A 24,944-nucleotide genomic window follows, 5' to 3' on the forward strand; every position below is an offset into this window, starting at 1 on the left:
TCGCCCTTATGCCCCGCGCCGATTTCTACCTGATCGACAAGCCGCGCTTCCGCGAACAGCCACTGCTACTGGTGTGCGAGCTGGCCAAGCGTGCTCATGCCGCGCAGCAGCCCACGATGGTGCTGGCTCGCGACTTCGCGCAGGCCGAGGCGATCGACGAGCTGTTGTGGGAGTTCGATCCGGACGGCTTCATCTCGCACCAGCTGGCGGGCGATGACGACGACCAGTTCACCGCGGTGTTGATCGTGCCGCCCGGCATCGACACGGCCGATCGTCCGATGCTGATCAACCTGCGTGAAGATTGCGCTCCCGGCCGCTACGACCGCGTGCTGGAAGTGGTGGCCGCCGATCCGGCCGAACGCGACGGTTCGCGCACGCGCTGGACCGAGTACAAGCGGCGCGGCTTCGAGGTCAACAAGTTCGACATGTAGGGCCGGCATTGCTGCAGAAGGGCGCACTGCGCGCGCCTGCAGCGCCACGTTGCATCGCCAGCCTCGCTTCTTCCCGGCATTCACGGTCCCGCATCGGCGTCGTGAACGCCGGCCGCGCACGGGACGCCCTCTTACATATCCGCTACGTGGGCGAACGAGGGAGATGCGGCGAGCTGTTCGTTGATCGCATCCATCAGCTGCTCACCGGTGAGCGGCTTGCGCAGGAAGCCGTCCATCCCCGCCTCGCGCGCACGCGTCTCCTCATCACCACCGGAGCGCGCCGTGATGGCGATGATCGGCATGCGCTGGCCCGGCTCTTCACGCTGACGGATCAGCCGCGCGATCTGGAACCCGTCGATGCCAGGCAGGTCGAGGTCGAGCAGGATCACGTCGCACCGCGCCTGCGCCAATTCAGCCAGCGCGGCGAGGCCGTTGCCGACGTACCGCACTTCCTGTCCGGCGCGTTCGAGCAGGCCGCGTATCACCGCCGCCACGATCACATCGTCTTCCACCAGCAGCACACGCAGGCGGCGTGACGACTGGCTGGCCTGGCGCGCGACCACGGCGGTGGCCGGTTCCTGCGCCACCGCCAGCGGCAGGCGCACGTGGAACGTGCTGCCGAAGGCGACCTTCGATTCCAGCTCGATGCTGCCGCCCATCATCGCCACCAGCTCGCGGCAGATGGCCAGGCCCAGTCCGCTGCCGGCGCGGCGCTGCGGGCCGGTGACCTGCTCGAAACGCTGGAACAGGCGAGCCTGGCTCGCCTCCGGAATACCGGGACCGGTGTCGATGATGCTGAAACGCAGGCCGTCGTCGGTACGCTGCGCGCGCAGGGTGACGCTGCCGCGCTCGGTGAACTTCAGCGCGTTGTTCGCAAGATTGAGCAGCACCTGCTTGATGCGCACCGCATCGCCCACCATGCGGTGCGGCAGCTCGCCGATGACCTCGACGTTGAAGCGCAGGCCCTTGGCGCGCGCCTGGCCCAGCTCGAGCTGCGCCACGTCGTTGACCAGCGCGAGCGGATCGAACGGCGCGCTTTCCAGCTCCAGCTTGCCCGCTTCAATGCGCGCCAGGTCGAGCGCATCGTTGAGCAGCTTCAGCAGCATGCCGCCCGAACGCTGCATGGCCTCGGCATAGCCGCGCTGGGTGTCACTCAGCGAGGTGCTGAGCAGCAGTTCGGCCATGCCCATCACGCCGGTCATCGGCGTGCGGATCTCATGGCTGAGGGTGGCGAGGAATTGCGTCTTGGCCGCGCTGGCCTGCTCGGCCAGTCGACTGCGCTGTTCAACCAGCTGGATCTGATGGCGCTGCGCCAGGCGGCGTCGCCATGCCTGCAGCGCCAGCCACATCAGCAGCACGACGATCAGCACGTAGCCGCACCACGCCCACCAGCGGGACCACGGCGGCGACTGCACATGGATGTGCAGCGGTTGGGTCAGGCTGCCCCACACGCCGCCCGCGCCCGCGGCCGTCACGGCAAGCGTGTAGTCGCCGGCGCCCAGGCCGGCGAAATCGCGCTCGCCACGGCTGGCGGTGTCGACCCAGGCGCTGTCCACGCCTTCCAGTCGGAAGCGGTAGTGATTGGCGGCCGGGTCGATGTAGGAGAACACGCGGGCCTCGACGTTGAGACCGCGGTCCTTCCATCCGAGGAACAGTTGGCCGGAAGCCGGCACCGGCAGGTGCTGCAGCACGCCGTCGCGCGACACGGTGATGCGCGTGACCGACACCGGCGGCGGCGTGGCGTGTTCGTCGACGCGGTCGGGATTGAAGCCCATCACGCCACCCAAGGTCGGCGCGTAGATCGTGCCGTCGGGCATGCGTGCGAAGCCGCGCAGGAATTCACCGTTGCTCAGGCCATCCTGCAGTCCCAGCTGGCGGAATTGTCCGCTTGCCGGATCGAAGCGCCACAGGCCGTCGCGCCCCAGGATCCAGACCCGGCCATGCTGGTCCACCGCAATGTCCACCACGTTGATCGACGGCCAGCCGCGCGCCGCGTCGACCTTGCGGTCCAGCGCCAAGGCGTCGCCCGCGTAGTGGTAGTGCTCCAGGCCGTCGGGCCGCGCCAACCAGAGGCCATCGGCGCTGAAGTCGAAGGCGTCAACCGCCTCGTCCTGGTTCACCCCGGGTGCCGGTTCGAAATGCTCGTAGTTGCGCGCCAGCCGCATCAGGCCGCCGTCGCTCGCGTACCAGAACGTGCCGTGCTTCAGCGTGATCTGGCTGCCCCAGCGCACCTTTTCCTGCGCCGGCACGAACGGCACCGGGGTCACCGCCAGACTCTCCTGGTCCACGCGGAACAGGCCCTCGCCGAAGGTGCGCGCGTACAGCTTGCCGTCGGGTCCCGGCTCCACCTCCAGCGGATGCTTCATGCCCTGCGCGTTGCCCTGCACCAGGTCGAGCTGGCCGTGGTCATATCGGTACAGGCCACCCTGCACGGTGATCCACAGGCGACCCTGCGCGTCTTCCGTCATGCCCAGCACGTCGCCGCGCAGCCCCGACAAGACGTGCTCTACCTGTCCGCTGGAGGGCCACAGGCGGTCCACGCGACCCTTGCGCTCGCCGACCCAGATCGCGCCGTCGCTGCCGCGCGCCACGGCATAGGCCACCGAGTCGCGCAGGCTGTCGTCATCGTCGGGGATGTGGGTGAAGCGGCTGACGCTGCTCCATCCCGGCGCCAGATAGGCGACGCCGCCGTCGAAGAGCGCGATCCACAGGCCGCCCTCGTTGTCCGGCTGGATCTGCCACACCCACGTGCCCGGCAGGTTGCCATGCAGCACCGGCTGATCGGTCACGGCCAGGATCGGCTTGCCGGGGCCACTTTGCAGGAACAGGCCGCGCTGGGTGCCCACCCAAAGCCGCCCCGCCCCATCCCTCGCGCTGCTCAGCACGTTGGCTTCGGGTATCTCTCCGCGGCCCAGCTGCCGCGCCACATCGTCGGCCCCGATGGTGAACAGGCCGTGCGAGGAGGCAAGTCGAACCTGGTCACCATTCCCTTCGATGCGCCAGGCATCCAGGGTCAACCCGGGGATCTCGGCCTTGATCGGGTGGAACTCGCCGGCGTCGTCACGGCGGAAGATGCCATTGTCGCTGCCGACCCACAGCTGCCCGCGCGCATCGACGAACAGTGCGCCGACGGTGCCCAGGGCCGAGGGATCGCCCCCGGTCACGTCCATGTGGTCGAAACCACGTCCATCCATGCGCAGGCGGTCCAGGCCCGCGGCAGTACCCACCCAGATCGAGCCGTCGCTGGTCTGCGCGATCGACCAGGCCTTGTCACTGCTCAGGCTCGCCGGGTCGTTGGGATCGTGTGCCCAATGAAGGAAGGTGTTGGACCGCTCGTCATAACGATTGAGGCCCGCTTCCAGCCCGGCCGCCCACAACCGGCCGCCGCGATCGAACATCAGCGCGGAGATGCCGTTGTTGAACAGCGATTGCGGATCGCCCACCACGTGGCGGAACACCGTGAAGCCCACGCCGTCGTAGCGGGCGATGCCACCCTTGGTGCCGAACCACATGGTGCCGTCGGGCGATTGCACCACCGTATACACGCTGCTGCTGGGCAGGCCTTCCGCCGTGCCATAGCGCCGGAACTGGGGCGTCGGCAACGCCGCGGCCGCCGTCTGCGCGGCCGGCGCGGCAGCACCCGAGGCCACGGGCATGCCGGTAAACAGGAAGGCGCTGAGCAGCAATGACGGCAGCATGGTCTCCCCCAAGACAATCAATCATGCCAGAGCCACGTGACCAGAACGAGCGGGGTGTGGCCTCCGTCACGCCGCGTGCACGCACCCTGCCCGGGAAACAATCCGTTCCGCATCGGCGGCTGGCGCACACGAGAGGGATCGTCCAGACTTTCCGGCATGCCCAGCCCACGCGTCACATGCAGGCTTCTGTTCACCCTCGCGAGCATGGCGCTGCCGCTGGCCGCGTTCGCCGCGCCGTCCACCTTCCGTTACGACACCCAGCACAGCCAGATTCTTTTCAGCATCGACCACAACGGCTTTTCGCGCCCGTTCGGCCGGCTGCATATCGCCCAGGGCTGGCTGCGGTTCGACCCGGACGATTGGAGCCACTCGGCCACTGAGCTGGACATCGACCTGCAGAGCCTGGACATGGGCGACGCGGACTGGAACGCCGCGGTGCTCAAGCCGGCCTTCCTCGACGCAGGCGCATCGCGCTACGCGCACTTCACCAGCACGTCAGTGGAGCGCAAGGATGCCAGCCACGGCGTGCTGCACGGCAACCTGACCTTGCGCGGCGTCACGCGCCCCGTGGCCCTGTCATTCACCTTCAATCGAATGGGCGGCACTATCTTCGGAATGCACAACGCCGTGGGCTTCTCGGCCACCACCACGCTCAATCGCGACGACTTCGGCATCACCGCCAATGCCAACTCGATCGGCCACGGCGTCAGCGTATGGCTGGAGCTGGAAGCCATCCAGGACAACAAGGTTCAAACCCATAAGGAGACGCCATGAGCCTGCGCAGCAACGACCGCCAATGGGGCTCGGTCGCGAAGTTCATTCACTGGACCACGGCCCTGCTGATCATCGGCAACGGCATCTTCGGCCTGATGATGGATCTGGCCAGTTCGCCGATGCAGAAGATCAACTGGCTGGCGCTGCACAAGTCGCTCGGACTCACCGTGCTCGCCCTGCTGCTGCTGCGCGTGCTCTGGCGCATGGCTGACCGCCGTCCCGCCGAAGAACCGGCGCCGCGCTGGCAGCAGCTCGCCGCGCACGCCGTGCACGGGATCCTGTATGTGCTGATCGCCGCCATTCCGCTCAGCGGCTGGTGGTTCAACTCGGTCACCGGCAAGCCGCTGCAATTCTTCAAGCTGTTCAACTTGCCGCCGCTGGGCGCGGCCAACCACGATCTGCGGCACCTCTCGCACAGCGTGCACGAGAACCTGTTCTGGATCCTCGTGGCGGTGCTGGTGCTGCACATCGGCGGCGCCTGGAAGCATCACCTGATCGACCGTGACAACACCCTGCTGCGCATGCTCCCCTTCCGCCGCCTGCGCACCGACTCCCGCTCCGAAGGAGAACGCTGATGAAACCGCTCAAGCTGCTTGCCCCGCTGCTGCTCACGCTTGCCCTGCCGGGCATCGCCAGCGCCGCCGACTACGCGCTTCAGCCGGTCGGCAGCAAGCTCGGTTTCACGGGAACCTTCCAGGGCCAGTCCTTCGATGGCAGTTTCGGCCAATGGACAGCCACCATCTCGTACGACGCGGCCAAGCTCGCCAGCTCCAGGTTCGACGTCGAAGTCGAGCTGGCCAGCGTCAAGACCGGCGACAGCGACCGTGACGGCGCCCTGCCCGGCGCGGACTTCTTCAATGTCGCGAAATATCCCAAGGCGCACTTCGTCACCACCGGCTTCCGCCAGAACGGCGCCCAGGTGATCGCCGACGGCAACCTCACCCTGCGCGGCGTGACCAAGCCGGTGAGCCTCAACGTGACCTTCAAGCCCGTCGGCACGGGCGCCACGCTCGACGTGGCCGGCTCGGTCAAGCGACTGGACTTCGGCGTGGGTACGGGCGATTACGCCGATACTTCGGTGATCGGCGGGGATGTGAAGATCAACGCGCACCTGGTGCTGGCCGCAAAGTAAAGCGACGTCGGGCGAGTTCCAAGCGATCGTCATTCCTGCGAAGGCAGGAATCCAGTGCCTGTCCAATCACCCCAAAAAACAACGGCTCTGGATGACCAGCCTTCGGCTGTTGTGAAGCGCTTCCTGCCTTCGCAGGGATGACGAGCCAGGGCGAGGTTGCTTTAAGGTTCCTGCAAATGTGCACTGAGTGCGCATCTACAAAGTCTCGCTTAGAAACCGCCGCACAGCCTCGGCGTCGAACGGCCAATCCAGCTCGCGCCCGTCATGGCTGTCCCGCAGCACCGGCACGCGCACGCCGTAGCGCAGCTCCAGCGCCTCGTCGTCGTCGACCCACACGCTGTCGAAATCGGGCGCGCGGGCTTCGGCCATGACGGCCAGCGCCTGGTCGCACAGGTGGCAGTAGTCCCGCTGGTAAAGCACGAGTCGTGTCGGCATGGCCGGCGGACGATACCTCAGTGCGCGTTCACCGGCGAGGGCGCCACTCCATGCTCTTGCTCCGCGGATTGGAGTGGCCCTGCACAACGGCAATCGGTAAGACGACGATCAGGCTTTTCGCGGGCCGCCCCGCCGTGCCTTCCTGCTTGATGCCGCCGCGCCGGGGCCCTTGCGGCTGGCGCCTGCGACGTCCTTCTCCCGCCCGGACCCTGATCCGACATAACCGGCGAAGCGCTGGCGCAGCTCGTTGATCTCGCCAATGCGCTGCATGACGTCGCTCTCCTCCTGCACCATCGCCGTGGTCAGCAGGCTGAACAGGCTGGTGTAGGCGCTGAAGCTGTGCCAGGCGCGATCGGCCTGGATCATCAAAACGTTCGGCGTCAGTTCGCGCGCCCAGTAGCACTCGGTGTCGGTGATCAGCACCAGCGGAATGCCCCGCTCGACCACGGCCTCGGCCAGCACGCGGAACTGCTTGAAGTAGCGCCGCATGTCGATCAACACGACGCAGTCGTGTTTGGTCGAATCCAGCAGCATGTCGATGTAGCCGCCGTCGACACCGGAGTTGAACGACACATGCGGGCGAACCTGCTGCAGCATCGCCGCGAAGCCCAGCCCGAGGAACGTGCCATGGTGGAAGCTCGACACTGTCACGCGATGAGCCGACGACAACAGCTTCACCACCGACTTCCATTCCCTGCTGCCGGCCAGCGCATGCGTGGTGGTCAGCGCGCGGATTTCCGCCTCCAGGTGGCTGGCCAGCGGATCGGGATCGCGTGAACGCTCGACATCCTTGTAGAGATGGCGCCATGAAGCGTCTCCCCGCAGCTCTTCCTTCAGGTCACCCACGCCCTCGTAACCGAGGTTGCGCAGGAAACGCCCGACTGTCATCTGGCTGACGCCGACGCGCTTGCTCAACGATGCGGCGGTCTCAAACGGTACGTCCCGCATGTTGTGCAGCAGATAGCTGGCGATCTTCTGCTCGGATGCAGTAAAGGACTCCCAGTGGTCTTTCAGCTTTTGTTGGAGGTCCTTGGTCATCGTCGCTCGCTTACCTGGAGAGCACCACGGCTGCGTTCGCATCGTGGCGCGTTTCCACGTGGCCCAGCCGGCGACCTAGGATATACAAAAGCGTCGCGGCGATCCCGGCCACCACGCCGATCAGCGCAAAGAACCATCCGTGGGAAAGGTCGCTCCACAGCGTGCCCAGCGCACCCGCCAGCAGGTTGCCGAAGAACCCCGCGAAGAACCAGGTGGCGATGCTGGTGGCGCGAAACCCTTCCGGCGCCATGCGGCCGAACAGGCCAAGTCCGATCGGGAGGATGTAGAGCTCGCCCAGCGTCATCATGACGAACCAGCCCACCAGCCACATCCAGCTGGCGCGGGTACCGTGTGCGTCCGACCACGCCGCCACGCCGGCGAGGATCAGATAGGAGGCCGCCACCACCGCGGCGCCAAACGCCATCTTCAGCAGCCACGGCGTTTCGACGCCGCGCTTGGCAAGGCGCGCCCAGCGCATCACCAGCAGCGGCGTCGCCGTGAAAACGACCAGTGAATCCAGGGACTGGAACCAGGTCATCGGGATGACCCAGTTCGCCGTCACGTGGCGATCGACGCCATCGCTTGCCCACAGTGCGATGGTGTTGCCTACCTGCTCGTAGGCGCCACGGAACACCACGACGATGGCCGCGACCGTGATCAGGAAACCAAACCGTTGCAGCACCGCGCCATCCATCGGCGGCCGCTCGAGCGCCGCCGCCGGCGTCCTGGCCGGCTCTTGCGGCAGATATCGGCTGCCGCCCAGGTAGATCACCAGTGACAGCAGCATGCCGATGCCGGCGGCGGTGAAGCCCCAGTGCCAGCCGAACGCCTCACCCAGCGTGCCGCAGACCAGCGGCGCGAGGAACGCGCCCAGATTGATCCCGATGTAATAGATGTTGTACGCGTTGCTGCTGCGCGGATCGCCGGGCCGGTACAGGCCTTCGATCTGGCTGGCGAGGCTGGGCAGGAACAGGCCGTTGCCCAGCGCGATGGTGGCCAGCGCCGGATAGAACAACGGCTCCGACGCCATCATGAAATGGCCCAGCGCCATGGTGGCGCCGCCGATCACCACGGCGTTGCGCTTGCCCAGCCAGCGGTCGGCCACCATGCCGCCGAACACCGGCGTGAAATACACGAACGCCGCATACGTGCCGTAGATCAGCGAGGCGTGTTCCTGGCCGATCTTCAGGTGCATGGTCATGTAGTAGACCAGCAACGCGCGCATGCCGAAGAAGGAGAACATCTCCCACATTTCGGTGAGGAACAGGATGCTCAGTCCAGCCGGATGGCCGAACCAGTTGGTCTCCCGTACCCGCGCACCCACTCCCACTTCGGACATGCGCAACGTCACTCCCTCCATGACTTACGGACCCACACCCGCGGGACCACCCCACACCGCATCCGGGCACGAGATCCGCCCGTCCTGGTAGCTGACCGCCGGCGAGCGGTCAGACTTCAGGAACAGCGGACCGTCGAGGTCGACCACATTGCAAAGGGCGCCGACCACGAAGGCCGGCCCCATCGACCAGGACGTCCCACCCATGTTGCCGACCATCAGCTCGAAGCCCAGCTCGCGCGCCTTGTCCGCCAGGATCAGGCCTTCGGTAAGCCCCCCGCACTTGTCCAGCTTGATGTTGATGATTTTCACGCGGCCAACCAGTTTCGGCAGGTCGCGGTGATCCTGCACGCTCTCGTCGGCCGCCAGCGGGATCGGACTGTCGAGTCCATCCAGCCAGGCCTCCTGGCCCACCGGGAACGGCTGCTCCACCACGGCCACTCGGCTTTCCACCAGCGCCGGTAGCAGCGCCCTGAAGGTATCAGGGGTAAAGCCCTGGTTGGCGTCGACCATGATCCACGCGTCGGGGCAGGCCGCCCGCACGGCCCGCACACGCTCGGCATTGCGATCGTCGTCGGTCAGCTTCAGCTTGATCGCGCGCGCCTCGGTGTAAGCACGCGCGCGCGTCGCCATCACCTCGGGATCTTCCGCGCTGACCGTCAAGGTGGTCAGCAACGGCTTGGGCGGCTGCAGGCCCGCCAGTTCCCAGACCGGCTTGCCCTGCAGCTTCGCCTGCAGGTCCCACAGCGCGCTGTCGACGGCATTGCGCGCTCCGCCGGGAGGCAGCAGGGTCAGCAACTGCTGCCGCGACACGCCGCCTTCGATGATGGGGCGCAAGGCTTCCACCTGCTTGAGCATGGTGGCTGGCGTGTCCTGGTGGTAGTACACGCCCAGCGCCTCGCCAACACCGACCTTCCCTTCACACTCCAGGCGGACCACCAGCATCTCGTTATGCGTGAACGTGTAACCGGTGATGCGGAACGGCGCCGTCATCTCGACGCGTTCGATGGAGGCCGTCATCGTCACGCAGGTTGTCTTATGCATGTTCATTGAATCTCTCCCGCCTCAGAAGCGAACGCTGAAGCTGATCATTCCGAAGGCCAGAATGAACCAGGCCAGGTACAAGGCGGCCAGCGCCAGCAGCGTCTCACCCACACGCACCCACAGACTGCGCAAGCCCAGCTGCCAGTTGCGCAGCGCGTGCCAGACCACCGCCAGGGCGCCCAGGATGGCGACCACACCGAGCACATACAGGAAGTAGAACCAGGGCGTGCCGGTGCCGCGCAGCAGGATGTCCTCATCGGCCATGATCGCCGCGATCATCAGCACCCAGCCGAGCATCTCGCCCAGCAACAACAGGGCCCCGACGCGTGAGTAAAGGCGAGTGCGACGCAGGACCGGCGCGAGCTCCAGCGTGCGCTGGTAGTGACGACGCGCCCACCAGCCCAGCAGCCAGAACAGCAGCGCGGTGACCACGGCCAGCAGCGAGAGACCCGCCAGCCAGCTGACCGAACCCAGGCTCTTGGCGGCCGGAATGCGATCGAACACGAACACCGGCGAAATATGGTCGGTCGCCCAGTACTTGATGTTGCCATCCGCGTCAGCCACGAAATCGAGCTTGCGCTGGCCGTGTTCTTCCACGTAATGCAGCGGGCTGACTTCGCGCCAGTGCAACGGCTTGCCGGCATAGTCCGCCAGGGCGGCGATGGTCACGGTGCCATCGGGCATTGCATTGACGTGCATCTGGCCCAGCACGTTGAACGGACGCAGCGCGCTTTCGTTGCGACGGCTCGACTCGTACCAGCCCGCCACCTTCGCCGCATCCGCCTTGGCCGAGGCGATCGCCGGCTGCTCCTTCAGCGGAGCCGGAAAGTAACGATCAAGGAAGGCGTAGAAGATCGCCGGACGGATGGTATGGGCGCCGCCCGGTTCCACGCCGAGGCTGTTGAACGACATGAAGACGCCGACGCCCTTGTCCAGCAGCAGGTGCAGGTCGCTGTGGAAGACTTCGGTGTCGCCGCCATGGCCGATGATGCGCAGGCCGTTGCGGTCTTCCTGATAGAAGCCGAGGGCAAAGCCCGCCATGCCCGGCGAGGCGGTGTACTGCGGGCTGTGCATCAGCTTGGCGGTGGCCTCCTGCAGGATGCGGGTATCGCCAAAGCGACCGTTCTGCAGATGGGCGATCATGAACTGCGCCATGTCGCGGCCCGAGGAACTGAGCGCGCCGGCCGGCGGCGGATCCACGAACTCGAACGGCTGGGCCACGCCATCGGACGCGGTCTTGTAACCCTTGGCCATCAGCGGCGCCAGCGCGGGCGGCAGCGGCTGGTCGAAGGTCGAATGGTTCATGGTGAGCGGCTGCAAGATATGCCGCTGGATGTAGTCTTCGAAACGCTCGCCCGAGACACGCTGCACGATGTAGCCGGCCAGGCCGCAGCCGTAGTTGGAATAGGCCACCTTCTCACCCGGCGCGAAGATGCGCGTGGGCAGATGGGTCTTCAGGTAGCGCTCGAGATTGACTTCCTCGGCGGTGGCCGGCAACAGATCGCGCGCCACTTCTTCGAAGCCGGCCGTATGCGTCATCAAGTTCCGCATGGTGATCGGCTTGCCTTCGAACGGCGGAATCTTGAAGTCCAGGTATTCGTTGACGTCGTGATCGAGGTCGATCTTGCCCTGCTCGACCATCTGCATGACGGCCGTCCAGGTGAACAGCTTCGAGGTCGAGCCCGGGCGGAACAGCGTGTTCTCCGGCGAGACCGGCGTCCGTGCCGAGAGGTCGGCATAGCCGTAGCCGCGCGAGAACAGGATGCTGCCATCCTTGACCACGACCACCACGCCGCCGGCGATGTCGCCGCGCTGCATGGCGAAGGGCACCATGCCGTCGAAGAACGCGGACAGGTCTTCCGAGGTCAGCGCGTGCGTGCCTGCGTCCTGGCTGATCGCCGGCGCGGCCTCGGTGGTGGGCGTCGGAGGAGCGGTCGGCGTTTGCGCCAGACCGACGCTTGCGGTGACGCAAGCGGCCAGCGCGGCCAACCGTTTAACAAAATGATTCATGCAACACTCCAAAGTTGGGTGCAGGGGTTGGTTCAGAATTCGACGCTGGCGTCGACGCCGAAGGTGCGTGGCGTCTGGTAGTTGGCCTGGAACGGGCTCGCGACCGGGTCAAGCGTCAATCCGCTCATGGCCGTGATGCCGCGCTTGTTGGCGAGGTTCTTGCCGTAGAGCCCGAAGGACCACTTGTCGATGTTGAGTCCCGTGTGCACGTCGATGCTGCTGAAGCTGGGCAGCGAGAATTGCGGCGCCGGCACGGTGTTGAAGTCCGACTTGCGCTCGCCCACGTAGCTGAAATTGCCGCCGACGAAGCCGGACCAGCCACCACCCAGCGCGAAGTTGTAATCGGCGCCCACGTTGACGTTCCACTTGGGCACATAAGGCAGCGAGTCACCCTTGTTGCCGTACACGCCACCCGGCGGCGTGTCCGCGGCCAGCTCGGCCTGGGTGTAGGTGGTATTGGCCCACAGCGTGAGGCCGGCGACCGGCGTGTAACGCCAGTTGGCCTCCAGGCCCTTGCTGTACGCCTTGCCGCCGTTACCGAGGAAGCTGAAGCCGCCCGCGGTCTCGGCCAGCTGGATCTTGCGCCAGTCGATGTAGAACGCGTCCACATCCACGCTCATGCGCTGATTCAGCATCAACGACTTGAGGCCAATCTCGTAGCTGACCAGCTTGTCCGGACCAAAGGTCTCCGGCGCGCCCAATCCCGGTGGGACACCCACGTTCGGGCCGCCGGGACGGAAGCCGGAAGCGATGCGCACATAGGCCATCAGGTCATCGCTGAATTTGTAGCTGGGGTTGAGCAGATAGGTGACCGGACGATCGGTGCCGTTCGTGCTGAACTGGCTGTCACCGGTCAGCAAACCGGTGCCACTCTGCGTGTACGAGGTCTTGTCGTAACTGTAGCGGGCGCCGACCAGCACACTGAGCTTGTCGGTTGCATGCCAGGTCACGTCACCATAGCCCGCCCACTCGGTGAACAGCGCCGGGCCAATGCTCAGGTCAGCCAGCGTCGGCAGTGCGATCGGTGCGCCGGTGTTGGCGTCGAAGCTCAACACGCTCTGGCTATCGGTGCTGCGTTCATGCGTGTAGAACAGGCCGACGCGCCACTCCAGCAACTGTTCCTGCGGCGACTGCAGGCGCAGTTCCTGCGTGGCCTTCTTCATGTTGACCGGCTGGCGGATCGAGTAGCCGCCGTTCTCGAGTCCGAACAACGGATTGAGCAGCGGCCCGTAGGCGTCGGTGACGTCGGTGTTCTCGTTGAGGCCCAGGGTGCCGTAACTGGTGTTGGAGACCAGCTTGGCCCAGCCGAAGTCGGCATTCACCGCCAGATCGTAGAGCCGGTACTTGAGCTTCATCTCGCCCGTGCTCGCCGCACGCGCCTGTTTGTTGTCGCCATAAATCGGCTCGAGCGTGTTCGGATCGATGTCCACGCCGCTGTTGGCGCCGCCATCGCTGCTCAAGTTCTGCGCCAGCGTGGAGAAGTTCACCGAGACCTTGTCGGTAGGCGTCCACAGCAACTGCGCACGGGCGCCGGAAACGTCCGCCTGGTTGACGTTGGACTGGCCGGTGGTGACGTTGTCGATGTAACCGGGATCCCTGCGGTCGTAGACATTCACACGCAGGGCCAGGGTGTTGGGAACCAGCGGCAGGTTGACCGTGGCGTGGGCGGCGTAGCCCGTGCCGCCCTGATCGACAGTGCTCGAACCGACGCCGATGCGAGCGCTGGCCTGCGTGGTGTCCGGCGGCGTGGTGACGAACTTCAGCAGGCCGCCCAGGGTGTTCGAACCGTAAAGCGTTCCCTGCGGGCCGCGCAGCACTTCGATGCGCTGCAGGTCATAAGGATCGATGTCCGGCGTCAGCAGGCTGCCGAGCGCATAGACCGTGCTCGACCCGAACGGCGTGTCGTCGATGTAGGTGCCGACAGCCGCGTTGGGCTGGCCACTACCCGACGTCACGCCACGCAGCACCAGCTGCGTCTGGCCCTCGCCAGTGGAGATCGTGTTGAGACCCGGAATCTGCGTGGCGTAGTCGGAGAAGCTGGTGGCGTTCTGGCGTTCCAGCTGCGGCCCGGCCATCACCGACACGCCCATCGGCACGTCCTGCAGACGCTCGGTGCGCTTGTTGGCGGTAACGATGACCGTGCCCAGCTGTGTGGCCGATGACGCAGAAGCGGACGTCTGTCCGCCCTGGGCTTGGTCTCCGCTGGCGACAGGTGCAGCCGACTGGCTGCTGTCGGCATCGGCATTCAGTGTGGCGTTGGATGCCCCCGCATCCGGTTGCTGCGCCATGACGCACAGCGGGCTCATCAAGACAGCGGCAACAGCAGAACAGATACAGCGACGGCTGAACTGCGAAAGACGACGTTCCATCACGTTCTCCCCCCGGAGAGTTAGGTACCCGCTCTCCCAGTGTTATCTCACTACCATTTTTGTGTCAATGGTATTTCTATACCTTCCAACGCCAGCACCGCGATCCCGCGCCAGAGGTGCGGTGGATCGGCATGCGGAAGCGGTTGGCCCTGTCTTGAATGTGGTGGAAGGCGGCTCGGGGCGGCCCCCTCAAGGCGGATGGGGGGCTAGCCCCCCTCGAAAACCTTGCGATCCCATACGCCGCCGCACTGAACCGACGCTGCGGCGCGGCAAGCATGCTGGATCAGCCTGCGTAAAATAGAGAGTCCCCCCGCCCACTCTGCGTGCTTCCATGGCTGTCAGCGTTTTCGACCTCTTCAAGATCGGCATTGGCCCGTCCTCTTCGCACACCGTGGGCCCGATGCGCGCCGCCGCGCGTTTTGCCGAGCGTTGGCTGGAAGAAAAGGGCGTGCTTGATCGCGTCGCGCGCGTGCGCGCCGAACTGTACGGCTCGCTGGCGATGACCGGCCGCGGCCACGGCACCGACAAGGCGGTGCTGCTGGGCTTCGAAGGGTCGCATCCGGACACGGTTGACGCGGACCATATCCCCGAGACGCTTGCGCGCATCCGCTCCACCCATCGGCTGAACGTGCTGGGCAAGCACGAGATCGAATTCGACGAGAAGCGCGACCTGGTGTTCAACAAGCGCCAGAAGCTGCCGTTCCACACCAACGGCATGCGCTTCACGGCGTATGACGCCGAAGGCCATGAGCTGGCCACGCGCGACTACTACTCGGTCGGCGGCGGCTTCGTGGTCAACCAGGACGAGGCTGCCGAAGACCGCATCGTCGCCGACACCACCGAGCTGCCTTACGCCTTCTCCACCGGTGACCAGATGCTGGACCTGTGCCACAAGCACAACCTCACCATCGCGCAGCTGATGATGGAGAACGAGAAGGTGTGGCGCAGTGAGGCGGAAACGCGCGCCGGCCTGCTCACCATCTGGAAGGCCATGCAAGATTGCGTCAATCGCGGGCTGCGCTCGCCCGGCGTGCTGCCCGGCGGACTCAAGGTTGCGCGTCGCGCGCCACAGATGGCCGAGGACCTGCGCTCCCAGCCCGAAGCCTCGCTCAAGGATCCGCTGACCATCCTCGACTGGGTGAACCTCTACGCGCTGGCGGTGAACGAAGAGAACGCCGCCGGTGGCCGCGTGGTGACAGCGCCGACCAACGGCGCCGCAGGCATCGTGCCGGCCGTGCTGCACTACTACCACCGCTTCTGCCCGAAGTCGGACGAGAGTGGCATCGTCGACTTCCTGCTCACCGCGGGCGCGATCGGCATCCTCTACAAGGAAAACGCCTCCATCTCCGGCGCCGAAGTCGGCTGCCAAGGCGAAGTCGGCGTGGCTTGCTCGATGGCTGCCGGTGGCCTCACCGCCGCGCTGGGCGGCAACGTGCTGCAGGTGGAGAACGCCGCCGAGATCGGCATGGAACACAACCTCGGCCTCACCTGCGACCCGATCGGCGGCCTCGTGCAGATCCCCTGCATCGAACGCAACGCGATGGGCTCGGTGAAGGCGATCAACGCCAGCCGCATGGCGCTCAAGAGCGACGGCAAGCACCGCGTGTCGCTCGACAAGGTGATCACCACCATGCGTGAAACCGGTCGCGACATGAAGGACAAGTACAAGGAAACCTCGCGCGGCGGCCTCGCCGTCAACGTGATCGAGTGCTGAGCTGCGCTGTTAAAGCGCTAGCCGCGGCCTTCACAGTTCCTCGCCCTGTCCCACCCGTCACCCCAGCGAAAGCTGGGGTCCAGCGCCTCTGATTCTCAGACGCTAAAAGTCACTGGATGACTCGCTGCGCTCGCCCCTTCGGGGCCGCCCTGCGGGCGTTCTCCGCGCTTCGCGCTCCGTCCAGCTTTCGCTGGGATGACGAGCTAAAGGGCGCTGAACATCACGCCCCTCACGTCCCCGACGGCGTCGCCACCTTCGCCGCGTCGGCATCCACGCGCGCCTTCAATGCGGTCAGTTGCGTCGTGCTCAGCTTTGCCGCCGCCTTTGCCAGATAGTCGCCCGCTGTCTTGAGTTGCTGCTGGCTGTCCATGCGCTGCGCGAGCGAAATCTGGTACCAGCCTTCGGCCGGGTTTTCCGCCACGCCCGAGCCGGTCACGTAGGCCACGCCCATCGCGTAGTGCCCCAGCATGTCGTTGCTGGCGATGGCCTTGCGCGCCAGCGTCACGCCGCGCGCCGCGTCGACCGGCACGCCGTCCTTGCCGGTGATCAGGAAATACGCGAGGGTCCCGGCCGCGCGGGCGCTGCCACCATCCACCGCCGCCTGCAGCCAGCGCACCGCGGCCGCCGGATCCTGCCGCCCGAACATGCCCGACACATAGAACTGTCCGAGCGAGAGCTGGGCATCGGGATCGCCCTTCTGGGCCGCCTTGAGCAGCCACTGCTCACCGGCCGCAATGTCCTTGGGCAAGCCCATCTCGCCCGACAGATGCGCCATCGCCACCAGCTCCATGCCCTTGGGCGCGCCCTTGTCCGCGGCCTCCTGCGCCCACTTCAAAGCCTCCGGCGCACTGCCCGTGGCCAGCAGCGCCACCGCCAGCACGGCCATGTGGTCGGGGTTGTGATCGAGGGTGACGCTCTTGCGCATCCATTCGATGGCGTTGGGCACGTCGCGCGCCATGCCCGCGCCGGCCATGTAGGCGCTGCCCAACAGCCAGGCGCCCTCGGCACTCCCTTGCACGGCGGCCTTGCGGTACCACTCGACGCCCGCGGTCTTGTTCTCCGGCTTGGCGTCGCCTTGCAGTGCGCGACCGAGCGTGACCTGGGCCTGGGCGTCGCCCGCCTCCGCTCGTCGCTGCAGGTCGGCGCGCTGGGCATCCTGCGGAGCGAACGCCTGCGCCGCCATGATGAAGAGGGACAGAGCAAAGGCCAGCAGCTGGGCGGCACGGACCATGGCACGCACACCTCTCCCGGGGAACCTCGATACTAGCGCCGCCGCCCGGCGCAGCCAATTTGGGCGACGTGATGGACCGTTTCCGTCATCGATTCAAGCACCTGCATGCTGCGCCGCGCCATGCCTCGTGGCCCCGACAGGCTGACAGCACGGTGAACGGTCTGTCATCATCCGCCCCTTGTGTCGCCCAGGGAGGCGGCTTTCGATCCAACGACCTGGGGACCCGCATGTCTCAATCTCCCATCCGCCGCGATGTCGGCCCGTTCGCCCTCATGCTTACCGGCCTGGGCTCGATCATCGGCTCCGGCTGGCTGTTCGGTGCATGGCGCGCGGCCGGCCTGGCGGGTCCCGGCGCCGTCTGGGCCTGGGTGCTGGGCGCCGCGATCATCATGACGATCGCGATCACCTACGCCGAGCTCGGCGCGATGTTCCCCGAGTCGGGCGGCATGGTGCGCTACAGCCACTATTCGCACGGCTCGCTGGTGGGCTTCATCGGCGCGTGGGCTAACTGGATCGCGATCGTCTCGGTGATCCCGGTGGAGGCCGAGGCCTCGGTGCAGTACATGGCTTCATGGCCGTGGCAGTGGGCGCAGGACATGTACATGCACCTGCCCGACGGCCATGGCGAACTGACCCCGCCGGGACTGGCCATCGCCGCCGTGCTGGTGCTGATCTACTTCCTGCTCAACTTCTGGAGCGTGAAGCTGTTCGCCCGCTCCAATACCACCATCACCATCTTCAAGCTGGTGGTGCCGGCCGCGACCGGCCTGGCGCTGATCGCCAGTGGTTTCCACAGCGGCAACTTCGCGGTGGGCGTGCACGGCGATGCGCACGCGATCGATTTCGCCGCCGTGCTCACCGCCGTGGCCACCGCCGGCATCGTCTTCAGCTTCAACGGCTTCCAGAGCCCGGTGAACCTGGCCGGCGAAGCGCACAACCCAGGCAAGAGCATCCCGTTCGCGGTGATCGGCTCGATCGTGCTGGCCACCATCGTCTACGTGATCCTGCAGGTGGCGTACCTCGGTTCGGTGCCGCCGGACATGCTGGCCAAGGCCGGCTGGCATGGCATCGATTTCCGCTCGCCGTTCGCCGAGCTGGCCATCATCGTCAACCTGCACTGGCTGGCGATGCTGCTGTACGTGGATGCGTTCATCAGCCCCAGCGGCACCGGCATGACCTATACCGCCACCACCGCCCGCATGATCTACGGCATGGAGCGCAACGGCACCATGCCGAAGTTCCTGGGCCGCGTGCATCCGAAGTGGGGCGTGCCGCGCGCGGCCATGTGGTTCAACCTCGCCGTGTCCTACCTGTTCCTGTTCAAGTTCCGCGGCTGGGGCACGCTGGCGGCGGTGATCTCGGTGGCGACGATCATTTCCTACCTCACCGGCCCGGTGAGCGCGATGACGCTGCGTCGCACTGCGCCCAGCCTGCACCGCCCGCTGCGCATCGTGGGCCTGCCGGTGCTGGCCGGCGTCGCCTTCATCATGGCCACCGAGCTGCTGTATTGGGCGCGCTGGCCGCTCACCGGCGAGATCATCCTGCTGATGGTCGTCGCGCTGCCGGTGTATTTCTACTTCCAGTTCAAGGCCGGCTGGCACGATTTCGCCCGCCAGCTCAAGGGCGCCTGGTGGCTGATCCTCTACCTGCCCACGCTGGCCCTGGTGTCCTGGCTGGGCAGCACGGATTTCGGCGGCCTGGGTTATCTGTCCTACGGTTCGGACCTGGCCGTGGTCGCCGCGGTCGGCCTGGTGTTCTACGTGTGGGGCGTCAAGTCAGGTTGGCGCACACCATCGGTGGAGCAGGCCGAGGCGGAGGCGCTGGCGAATCCGCCGCACCACTGATCAACGCACTTCAAGCTTGCATGAAAAAACGCGCGGTGATGAGCCGCGCGTTTTTCTTTTGAGCGAGCCGCACCACGGGCGCGCCAACCCCATAGGAGATCAGCCCAGCGCCAGCACGTCTCCGAGCAACGCCTGCGCCGTCACCTCCGGCCCTGCCCCAGGACCCTGGATCACCAGCGGCTGGGTGTTGTAACGGGTGGTGCTGAGCGCGAACTGGTTGTCGGTGCCATACAGCCGCGTGGCCGGATGATCCGCCGGCACCTCGACCAGGCCCACGCGGGCGCGGCCGCGCTGGTTGAGGCGGGCCAGAAAGCGCAGCGAACCACCGCGCGCCTTCGCCTCGGCGTGCCGGGCGGCCAGCGGCTCGTCGAGCTCCTCGAGCCGTGCGAGGAAGGTTTCCACGTCCACGCCACGCAGGCTTTCCGGCACGAGGCTTTCCACCTCCACTTCGTCGGGACGCAGGGCAAATCCGGCGCAACGCGCGAGGATCAGCAGCTTGCGCGCCACGTCCTCGCCCGAAAGGTCGCAACGCGGATCCGGCTCGGTGTAGCCAAGCTCGCGCGCACGGCGCAGCAGCGCGGAGAACGGCTGGCTGCCGTCGTACTGGTTAAACAGGTAAGACAGCGAACCGGAGAACACGCCCTCCAGCGTGAGCAGCGCGTCGCCGCAACCGCGCAGCCGGCGCAGCGTGGAGATCACCGGCAGGCCCGCGCCCACCGTTGCCGAATCACCATAGCGGCCGCCCTGCGCCAGCGCCGCCTGCAAGGCGCGCCAGCCCGGGAGATCACCGCCGGCCAGCGACTTGTTGGCCGTCACCACGTGGTAGCCGCGGGCCAGCCACTCCGCGTGCCGCGAGGCCAGCGTGCCGCAGGCGGTCGCGTCAATGATCACCTTGACCGGCGCATCGTTGGCGTCGAGCGCGTGCAACAGCTCCGCGTCATTGCGCGGATCGCCGAGATTCTTGAGCTTCTCGCGCAATGCGCGGTCGGCCAGGTGCTCGGCGCGGATCTGCTGGCGTCGCGAGTTGGCGGCGCCGACCAGGCGGATCGAGGCCGCGGCCTGCGTGTTGAGCAACTTCAGGAAGGCGCCACCGACCACGCCGGTGCCCAGCAGCACCGCGGCAATCGGGGAGGCCACCTGCGCCTTGCCCGGAACTTCCGTGGCCAGCACCGCGCTCATGCGCTCACCCGGCGTTTGGCGACCGACACGGCCTCGGCGCGCTCTAGCGCGGCGTCGAGGTCGCGCAGCAGGTCGTCGCCATCCTCGATGCCCACCGACAGGCGCAGCAGGCTATCAGCGATGCCGGCGGCGCGACGTGCTTCCGGCGCCATCGCGGCATGCGTCATGGAGGCCGGGTGCGCCACCAGGCTTTCCACGCCGCCGAGCGATTCGGCCAGCGAGAAGTAACGCAGGCCGTCCGCGAACGCCTCGATATGCGACACCTCGCCCTGCAGCTCGAAGCTCAGCATGGCGCCGAAGCCAAGCTGCTGGCGCGCCGCCAGCGCGTGGCCCGGATGGCTCTCCAGACCGGGGTAGTAGACCTTGCGCACGGCGGCATGGCCGTCCAGGCGCTCGGCGATGCGCACTGCGTTTTCCTGGTGCTGGCGCAGGCGCACGCTGAGCGTGCGCAGGCCGCGCAGGGTGAGGAAGCTGTCGAACGGCGCGCCGGTGAGGCCGTTGCAGTTGCCCCACCATTTCAGCTGGTCGGCCACCGCCTGGTCACGCGCCACCACGGCGCCGCCCACCACGTCGCTGTGGCCGTTGATGTACTTGGTGGTCGAATGCACCACCACGTCGGCGCCCAGCGTCAGCGGCTGTTGCAGCGCGGGCGAGAGGAAGGTGTTGTCCACCACCAGCAGCGCGCCGGCGGCGTGCGCGGCCTGCGCCACGTGACGGATGTCGGTGATGCGCAGCAGCGGATTGGAAGGCGTTTCCACCCACACCAGCGACGGCTTGAGCGCCAGGCCTTCGGCGAGCGCGTGGCTGTTGGTGAGATCGACGAAGCGCACCTGGAAGCGACCCTTCTTCGCCCACGCATCAAGCAGACGCCAGGTGCCGCCATAGCAGTCGTGCGCCGCGAGCACCAGCGAACCCGCCGGCACCAGCTCCAGCGCCAGCGCCACCGCCGCCATGCCGCTCGCCGTCACCACCGCGCCGGCGCCCTGCTCCAGTTCCGCCAGCGCCTCGCCCAGCAGATCGCGGGTGGGATTGCCGCTGCGCGAGTAGTCGTAGGGGCGCTTGCCACCCAGGCCTTCGAACGCGTAGTTGGTCGACAGGTGCAGGGGCGGCACCACCGCGCCATGCTGGGTGTCCGATTCGATGCCGGCGCGCACGGCGCGGGTGCTGGGGGCGGGGGTGTCGCTCATGGTGGATCTCCGTGCGTATCGCTTTTTGGTATCGGGTCAACAACCGGCCAGGGCATCGCGCAGCAGCGGCGCGAGGCGGTCGGTTTCCTTCAGGAAGGCGTCGTGGCCGTACGGCGACTCGACCACTTCCAGCGTGGCCGGGCCGTACAGGCGGCGCTGCAGCTCGCACAGGTCCGCCAGCGGCACCAGGCGATCGGACGGGAAGCCGATCAGGGTGGCCGGCGCGGCGACCTGTTCGGGCGTCACGTCATGCAGGTCGATCGATTCGGACAGCGCCAGGAAGCGCTCCACGTCGAAGCGTTCGACGAAGCGGCGGCCGGCGTGCTCGAGATAGTCCTCGACCGGGAAGTGGAAGCGGCCGTCGCGGAACTCGGGGGCCGCGTTGAAGCGGCGTGCGAACTCCTCGCTGCCGCGATAAGTGGTCATGGCCAGCTGGCGGGCCAGCGCCAGCGCCTGCTCGGGCTGGCCGCAATCCAGGCCCAGCCGCACGATGCCGCGCTGCACCGAGCGCTGCGCCGTGGCCAGCGGGTGCGGGCGATGCGCGCCGGCCAGCAGCACCAGGCGACCCAGCGCATAGGGATGGCGTGCGGCGAAGGCCAGCGCGGCCATGGCGCCGTAGGAGGAACCGATGAAGGCATGCACGCGGCCGATGCCCAGCGCCTCGACCAGGGCGGCCAGCGCGTCGGCCTGGTCCTCGCTGGACACGGCCTGCACGCCGCCGAGGTCGGCCGGGGTGATCCAGTCGATGGACAGCACGCGGTAACGATCGAGGTCCACCGGAAGACCGGCGCCCACCTGGGCCTGCCACCAGCCGGCTTCGGTTTCGCCATCCAGCGCCACCACGTCGCGGCTGGCCGAGATGCCGCCCTGCACGATCACCGTGGGGGCATCCGGAGCGCCGCACCACAGGTAGCGCACGTCCACCTCGCACGGCGCGCTGCCGTACTTGGGAGAAATCGTGACGCGGCGGGCGCTGCGCTGGGTGGTGAGGTCCGGCCGCATGGCGCCGGCTGCCGCGACGAGGGCGGACACAGCGGGCGGGACGGGTTGCGGCTGGCTGGACATCTCACTCTTCTCCGGTCGGCATCGACCTGCGGACCGGAGAGGAGAGCGGGCGCACGGCCAGCGGACGCGCGGCGGTGCGGATCTGCCCTCATCTCGCGGCTGGCGCCCGAGGGCCCCGCCGCAGGAATTGGCACCGTTGCGGAACTGCTCCGCAGGTTGCCCCGGCTTCAAAGGGCCTGTCCCTCAGCCGGTCTCGATGAGTAGTGGAGAAATCTATCCGCAGCCTTCCTTGCTGTCAATAGACGTCTAAACGTCTATGCACCTTCACTTCCCTTGCCATACCCATGGATTTCATGCGAAAGGGCCATAAAAGGTTGCGCCCGCAACCAAGTGGCGCGGGCGCAACCTGCCGTCACTGCCGGATGGCCACGTACGACGAGCTGCGGTTGTGCAGCTTGTCCTCCACCGCGATCTTCATGCTCTTGCCGTCCGCCGACAGCGTGGACGTGGACACGGAAATCACCTTGCCGTCGCGCTTGTCGGTTTCCACCAGGACGTTGCTTCCGCTCTCCTTGACGGACACGCTGGTGATGCCCGGATCCCCCTTGTAGGGCGCCTCGGCGCCGCCGATCTTGGCCTGGTACGACTGGCCGGCAGGCGTGGACATGCTAAGCACCCCACCCTCCTCCTTGAAGGTGAACGTCGTGCCGTTGTCGGACAGGCTGTCGAAACTCGAGGTCACCCACGAGCCCGACGCGGCGTGGGAGCCCGCAGGGCCAGCGGCCACCCTGGTGATCTCGCCGCTGCCGGTGACCGGCGCACCGTTGGTGTTGCTGCTGTCGGTAAATTCGAAATGCGCCGACTTGCCATCCGGCGCCACCGTAGTCGTGACGATGGTGACCACCTTTCCGGCCTTCTTGTCGGTCTCCTTGACGGTACGCGCATCGACCACCGTGAGCGCCACGGAGTCGTAATAGGGATGCCCCGACACCGCGTGGTCCTGGCCATCGGCCTTGACCTGGAACGGCGGCACGCAGGTCTTGCAGGCGTACTCGCCGTTCTGCACCACCACCACGTCCGGCTGTTTGGGCATCTGCACCTTGCTCATGTCGACCTTCCAGGTGCCGTCGAACGCGCTTTGCGCCGCGGCGGCCATGGGACACAGCAGGACCAGCAGCAGGATCGGATAACGTGAGTTCTTCATGCTTGCGACTCCCCGGATGTGGATGTAGCCGGGCGCGGCCTCCCTCCCCTGGCGCTGACGTCGCTGTCCAGCCCGACTCCGTTCATTGCCCGGCCGCACGAACCTACGCGGGCCCTTCCGGGGAAACCATCGGCTGGATGGCTGAGCGGCGTTTGCCGCGCGGTGTGTCCGCTGCGACACTTCGCCTCCCCAGAAGCATCCTCAAGATCGCCGATGTACCTAGCCGCCAGCCTCGTTGTTGCCCTGATCGCCCTGTTGCACCTGTGGTTCCTGGTGCTCGAGATGTTCCTGTGGACCCGGCCGTCCGGACGTCGCGCCTTTGGCCTCAGCGAGGAGTTCGCCCGGCAGTCGAAGGTACTGGCCGCCAATCAGGGGCTTTACAACGGGTTCCTCGCCGCCGGGCTGCTGTGGGGCCTGTGGCTGGGCCACGACGGGCGCGCCATCCAGCTGTTCTTCCTCGGTTGCGTGCTGGTGGCCGGCCTGTTCGGGGGCCTGACGGCCACGCGCAAGGTGCTGTGGATCCAGGCGCTCCCCGCCCTGTTCGGCCTGGTGCTGGTGCTGCTGGCCTGAGCCCGGGACCTGTGGCGCATGTGCCCGCGACGGGCCTGTGCCATGCTCGCCCTCCCGCCATCCCGACGGACGCACCATGACCTCGACACCGCAGGAAGCGGTCGGCAGCCGCTTCGACCCCAAGCTGATGCAGCACGCACGCGAGCGCACCTGGCAGGCGCTGCGCGGTATCCGCGAGCGCATGCAGCCCGGCATCAGCGAGGAGGAGGCGCGCATCGCGGCCGCCGAGGTGTTCCGGGAACTCGGGATGGAGCGACTGTGGCACCCGGTGATCATCCGCATCGGCGCCAACACCACGCTGACCTATCGCGAGCCTTCCGATGCCAGCGTGCGCCTCGGTGAGAACGACATCTACTTCATCGACCTGGGGCTGGTCTTCGCCGGGCACGAAGGCGACGCGGGCGACACCTTCGTCACCGGCCACTCACCGCAAAAACAGGCCTGCGCCGATGCCGCGCGCGAGCTGTTCCAGCTGGTCGCCGGCGCCTGGCGAAGCCGCGGCCTCACCGGCGAAGCCCTGTACGCCTTCGCGGAACAACAGGCCGAGGCGATGGGCTGGCGACTCAACCATGAGATCAAGGGCCATCGCGTCAGCGACTTCCCGCACTCGGTGCACAAGGCCGGCGACCTCGGCGAGCTGGGCGAACGGCCGTCAGGCGGTCTGTGGATCCTGGAGATCCAGATCACCCATCCCACCGAAGCGTACGGCGCGTTCTACGAGGACCTGCTGACCATCGATTAGG

The 24,944-nt window shown here is 66.8% G+C and carries 20 protein-coding genes and 1 riboswitch; of the genes, 8 read left to right on the top strand and 12 right to left on the bottom strand.

The features are described from left to right. Positions 1 to 8 precede the first annotated feature (8 nt). Positions 9 to 431 carry a DNA polymerase III subunit chi gene (locus tag DVT68_RS06110; RefSeq protein ID WP_114824098.1) on the top strand — a complete coding sequence of 141 codons (423 nt, stop codon included), beginning with the start codon at positions 9 to 11 and terminating at the stop codon, positions 429 to 431. Between the two features lie 131 nt (positions 432 to 562). Here DVT68_RS06110 and DVT68_RS06115 read toward each other — a convergent pair whose 3' ends face one another. Next, positions 563 to 4,129, bottom strand: coding sequence for a hybrid sensor histidine kinase/response regulator (locus tag DVT68_RS06115; protein ID WP_114824099.1), 3,567 nt, complete (start codon positions 4,127 to 4,129; stop codon positions 563 to 565). A gap of 204 nt (positions 4,130 to 4,333) precedes the next feature. Here DVT68_RS06115 and DVT68_RS06120 point away from each other — a divergent pair, with 204 nt between their 5' ends. From DVT68_RS06120 to DVT68_RS06130, 3 genes are read left to right on the top strand one after another with little or no spacing between them, the layout of a single operon-like run. Continuing rightward, positions 4,334 to 4,903, top strand: a complete 570-nt coding sequence (locus DVT68_RS06120) for a YceI family protein (RefSeq protein ID WP_233523358.1) — start codon at positions 4,334 to 4,336, stop codon at positions 4,901 to 4,903. Further along, entirely contained in the window at positions 4,900 to 5,478 is a 579-nt protein-coding gene (locus tag DVT68_RS06125) for a cytochrome b (RefSeq protein WP_114824101.1), read from the top strand. Before DVT68_RS06120 ends, DVT68_RS06125 begins: the two co-directional genes overlap by 4 nt. After that, on the top strand, positions 5,478 to 6,035 hold the full coding sequence (locus tag DVT68_RS06130) for a YceI family protein (RefSeq protein WP_114824102.1): 558 nt from the start codon (positions 5,478 to 5,480) through the stop codon (positions 6,033 to 6,035). The genes DVT68_RS06125 and DVT68_RS06130 overlap by 1 nt, the downstream gene beginning before the upstream one ends. A 195-nt stretch (positions 6,036 to 6,230) precedes the next feature. On the opposite strand, the gene DVT68_RS06135 is transcribed toward DVT68_RS06130, so the two are convergent. The 6 genes from DVT68_RS06135 to DVT68_RS06160 form a co-directional block, all read right to left on the bottom strand. Beyond that, the gene (locus DVT68_RS06135; protein WP_114824103.1) at positions 6,231 to 6,470 is read right to left on the bottom strand and encodes a glutaredoxin family protein; all 240 of its coding nucleotides are present in this window, start codon (positions 6,468 to 6,470) and stop codon (positions 6,231 to 6,233) included. Between the two features lie 108 nt (positions 6,471 to 6,578). Further along, positions 6,579 to 7,508 (bottom strand): MurR/RpiR family transcriptional regulator, encoded by a 930-nt coding sequence (locus tag DVT68_RS06140; protein WP_114824104.1) that lies wholly within the window; start codon positions 7,506 to 7,508, stop codon positions 6,579 to 6,581. Between the two features lie 10 nt (positions 7,509 to 7,518). Continuing rightward, entirely contained in the window at positions 7,519 to 8,847 is a 1,329-nt protein-coding gene (locus tag DVT68_RS06145) for a peptide MFS transporter (protein ID WP_114824105.1), read from the bottom strand. A gap of 24 nt (positions 8,848 to 8,871) precedes the next feature. After that, positions 8,872 to 9,888, bottom strand: a complete 1,017-nt coding sequence (locus DVT68_RS06150; protein ID WP_325050415.1) for a dipeptide epimerase — start codon at positions 9,886 to 9,888, stop codon at positions 8,872 to 8,874. 21 nt (positions 9,889 to 9,909) lie between these two features. Next, positions 9,910 to 11,898, bottom strand: coding sequence for a serine hydrolase domain-containing protein (locus tag DVT68_RS06155; protein WP_114824107.1), 1,989 nt, complete (start codon positions 11,896 to 11,898; stop codon positions 9,910 to 9,912). A 32-nt stretch (positions 11,899 to 11,930) separates the two neighbouring features. Beyond that, the gene (locus DVT68_RS06160; protein WP_114824108.1) at positions 11,931 to 14,267 is read right to left on the bottom strand and encodes a TonB-dependent receptor; all 2,337 of its coding nucleotides are present in this window, start codon (positions 14,265 to 14,267) and stop codon (positions 11,931 to 11,933) included. A gap of 331 nt (positions 14,268 to 14,598) precedes the next feature. On the opposite strand from DVT68_RS06160, the gene DVT68_RS06165 reads away from it, so the two are divergent. Then, the gene (locus DVT68_RS06165; protein ID WP_114824109.1) at positions 14,599 to 15,981 is read left to right on the top strand and encodes an L-serine ammonia-lyase; all 1,383 of its coding nucleotides are present in this window, start codon (positions 14,599 to 14,601) and stop codon (positions 15,979 to 15,981) included. A gap of 229 nt (positions 15,982 to 16,210) precedes the next feature. On the opposite strand, the gene DVT68_RS06170 is transcribed toward DVT68_RS06165, so the two are convergent. Continuing rightward, positions 16,211 to 17,212: a tetratricopeptide repeat protein gene (locus DVT68_RS06170; protein WP_114824110.1), complete on the bottom strand. Its 1,002-nt coding sequence runs from the start codon at positions 17,210 to 17,212 to the stop codon at positions 16,211 to 16,213. A gap of 227 nt (positions 17,213 to 17,439) precedes the next feature. Here DVT68_RS06170 and DVT68_RS06175 point away from each other — a divergent pair, with 227 nt between their 5' ends. Then, entirely contained in the window at positions 17,440 to 19,056 is a 1,617-nt protein-coding gene (locus DVT68_RS06175; protein ID WP_114824111.1) for an APC family permease, read from the top strand. 99 nt (positions 19,057 to 19,155) lie between these two features. On the opposite strand, the gene DVT68_RS06180 is transcribed toward DVT68_RS06175, so the two are convergent. The 4 genes from DVT68_RS06180 to DVT68_RS06195 all read right to left on the bottom strand — a co-directional run bounded on the left by DVT68_RS06180 (position 19,156) and on the right by DVT68_RS06195 (position 23,631). Next, positions 19,156 to 20,235 carry a homoserine dehydrogenase family protein gene (locus DVT68_RS06180; protein WP_114824112.1) on the bottom strand — a complete coding sequence of 360 codons (1,080 nt, stop codon included), beginning with the start codon at positions 20,233 to 20,235 and terminating at the stop codon, positions 19,156 to 19,158. Then, a complete protein-coding gene (gene metB, locus DVT68_RS06185) occupies positions 20,232 to 21,422 on the bottom strand; it encodes a cystathionine gamma-synthase (RefSeq protein WP_114824113.1) in 1,191 nt (396 codons plus the stop codon). Before metB ends, DVT68_RS06180 begins: the two co-directional genes overlap by 4 nt. A gap of 36 nt (positions 21,423 to 21,458) precedes the next feature. Next, complete coding sequence (gene metX / locus DVT68_RS06190; RefSeq protein WP_114824114.1) at positions 21,459 to 22,487, bottom strand: homoserine O-succinyltransferase MetX; 1,029 nt, start codon at positions 22,485 to 22,487, stop codon at positions 21,459 to 21,461. An 85-nt stretch (positions 22,488 to 22,572) separates the two neighbouring features. Next, positions 22,573 to 22,690, bottom strand: a riboswitch (SAM riboswitch). A 149-nt stretch (positions 22,691 to 22,839) separates the two neighbouring features. Beyond that, a complete protein-coding gene (locus DVT68_RS06195; RefSeq protein ID WP_233523359.1) occupies positions 22,840 to 23,631 on the bottom strand; it encodes a hypothetical protein in 792 nt (263 codons plus the stop codon). 213 nt (positions 23,632 to 23,844) lie between these two features. Between DVT68_RS06195 and DVT68_RS06200 the strand changes: the two genes are divergently transcribed. Next, positions 23,845 to 24,201 (top strand): DUF1304 domain-containing protein, encoded by a 357-nt coding sequence (locus DVT68_RS06200; RefSeq protein ID WP_114824115.1) that lies wholly within the window; start codon positions 23,845 to 23,847, stop codon positions 24,199 to 24,201. 76 nt (positions 24,202 to 24,277) lie between these two features. Beyond that, positions 24,278 to 24,943: a M24 family metallopeptidase gene (locus DVT68_RS06205; RefSeq protein ID WP_114824116.1), complete on the top strand. Its 666-nt coding sequence runs from the start codon at positions 24,278 to 24,280 to the stop codon at positions 24,941 to 24,943. The last annotated feature ends 1 nt before the right edge of the window (position 24,944 follow it).

This window comes from Dyella solisilvae, from assembly GCF_003351225.1.
Classification (GTDB): domain Bacteria; phylum Pseudomonadota; class Gammaproteobacteria; order Xanthomonadales; family Rhodanobacteraceae; genus Dyella; species Dyella solisilvae.

Excerpts from the sequence above, each read along its gene's own strand:
- DVT68_RS06110 (WP_114824098.1), top strand. The coding sequence starts at position 9 with ATGCCCCGCGCCGATTTCTACCTGATCGACAAGCCGCGCTTCCGCGAA.
- DVT68_RS06115 (WP_114824099.1), bottom strand. The coding sequence starts at position 4,129 with ATGCTGCCGTCATTGCTGCTCAGCGCCTTCCTGTTTACCGGCATGCCC.
- DVT68_RS06120 (WP_233523358.1), top strand. The coding sequence starts at position 4,334 with ATGGCGCTGCCGCTGGCCGCGTTCGCCGCGCCGTCCACCTTCCGTTAC.
- DVT68_RS06125 (WP_114824101.1), top strand. The coding sequence starts at position 4,900 with ATGAGCCTGCGCAGCAACGACCGCCAATGGGGCTCGGTCGCGAAGTTC.
- DVT68_RS06130 (WP_114824102.1), top strand. The coding sequence starts at position 5,478 with ATGAAACCGCTCAAGCTGCTTGCCCCGCTGCTGCTCACGCTTGCCCTG.
- DVT68_RS06135 (WP_114824103.1), bottom strand. The coding sequence starts at position 6,470 with ATGCCGACACGACTCGTGCTTTACCAGCGGGACTACTGCCACCTGTGC.
- DVT68_RS06140 (WP_114824104.1), bottom strand. The coding sequence starts at position 7,508 with ATGACCAAGGACCTCCAACAAAAGCTGAAAGACCACTGGGAGTCCTTT.
- DVT68_RS06145 (WP_114824105.1), bottom strand. The coding sequence starts at position 8,847 with ATGTCCGAAGTGGGAGTGGGTGCGCGGGTACGGGAGACCAACTGGTTC.
- DVT68_RS06150 (WP_325050415.1), bottom strand. The coding sequence starts at position 9,888 with ATGCATAAGACAACCTGCGTGACGATGACGGCCTCCATCGAACGCGTC.
- DVT68_RS06155 (WP_114824107.1), bottom strand. The coding sequence starts at position 11,898 with ATGAATCATTTTGTTAAACGGTTGGCCGCGCTGGCCGCTTGCGTCACC.
- DVT68_RS06160 (WP_114824108.1), bottom strand. The coding sequence starts at position 14,267 with ATGGAACGTCGTCTTTCGCAGTTCAGCCGTCGCTGTATCTGTTCTGCT.
- DVT68_RS06165 (WP_114824109.1), top strand. The coding sequence starts at position 14,599 with ATGGCTGTCAGCGTTTTCGACCTCTTCAAGATCGGCATTGGCCCGTCC.
- DVT68_RS06170 (WP_114824110.1), bottom strand. The coding sequence starts at position 17,212 with ATGGTCCGTGCCGCCCAGCTGCTGGCCTTTGCTCTGTCCCTCTTCATC.
- DVT68_RS06175 (WP_114824111.1), top strand. The coding sequence starts at position 17,440 with ATGTCTCAATCTCCCATCCGCCGCGATGTCGGCCCGTTCGCCCTCATG.
- DVT68_RS06180 (WP_114824112.1), bottom strand. The coding sequence starts at position 20,235 with ATGAGCGCGGTGCTGGCCACGGAAGTTCCGGGCAAGGCGCAGGTGGCC.
- metB (WP_114824113.1), bottom strand. The coding sequence starts at position 21,422 with ATGAGCGACACCCCCGCCCCCAGCACCCGCGCCGTGCGCGCCGGCATC.
- metX (WP_114824114.1), bottom strand. The coding sequence starts at position 22,487 with ATGTCCAGCCAGCCGCAACCCGTCCCGCCCGCTGTGTCCGCCCTCGTC.
- DVT68_RS06195 (WP_233523359.1), bottom strand. The coding sequence starts at position 23,631 with ATGAAGAACTCACGTTATCCGATCCTGCTGCTGGTCCTGCTGTGTCCC.
- DVT68_RS06200 (WP_114824115.1), top strand. The coding sequence starts at position 23,845 with ATGTACCTAGCCGCCAGCCTCGTTGTTGCCCTGATCGCCCTGTTGCAC.
- DVT68_RS06205 (WP_114824116.1), top strand. The coding sequence starts at position 24,278 with ATGACCTCGACACCGCAGGAAGCGGTCGGCAGCCGCTTCGACCCCAAG.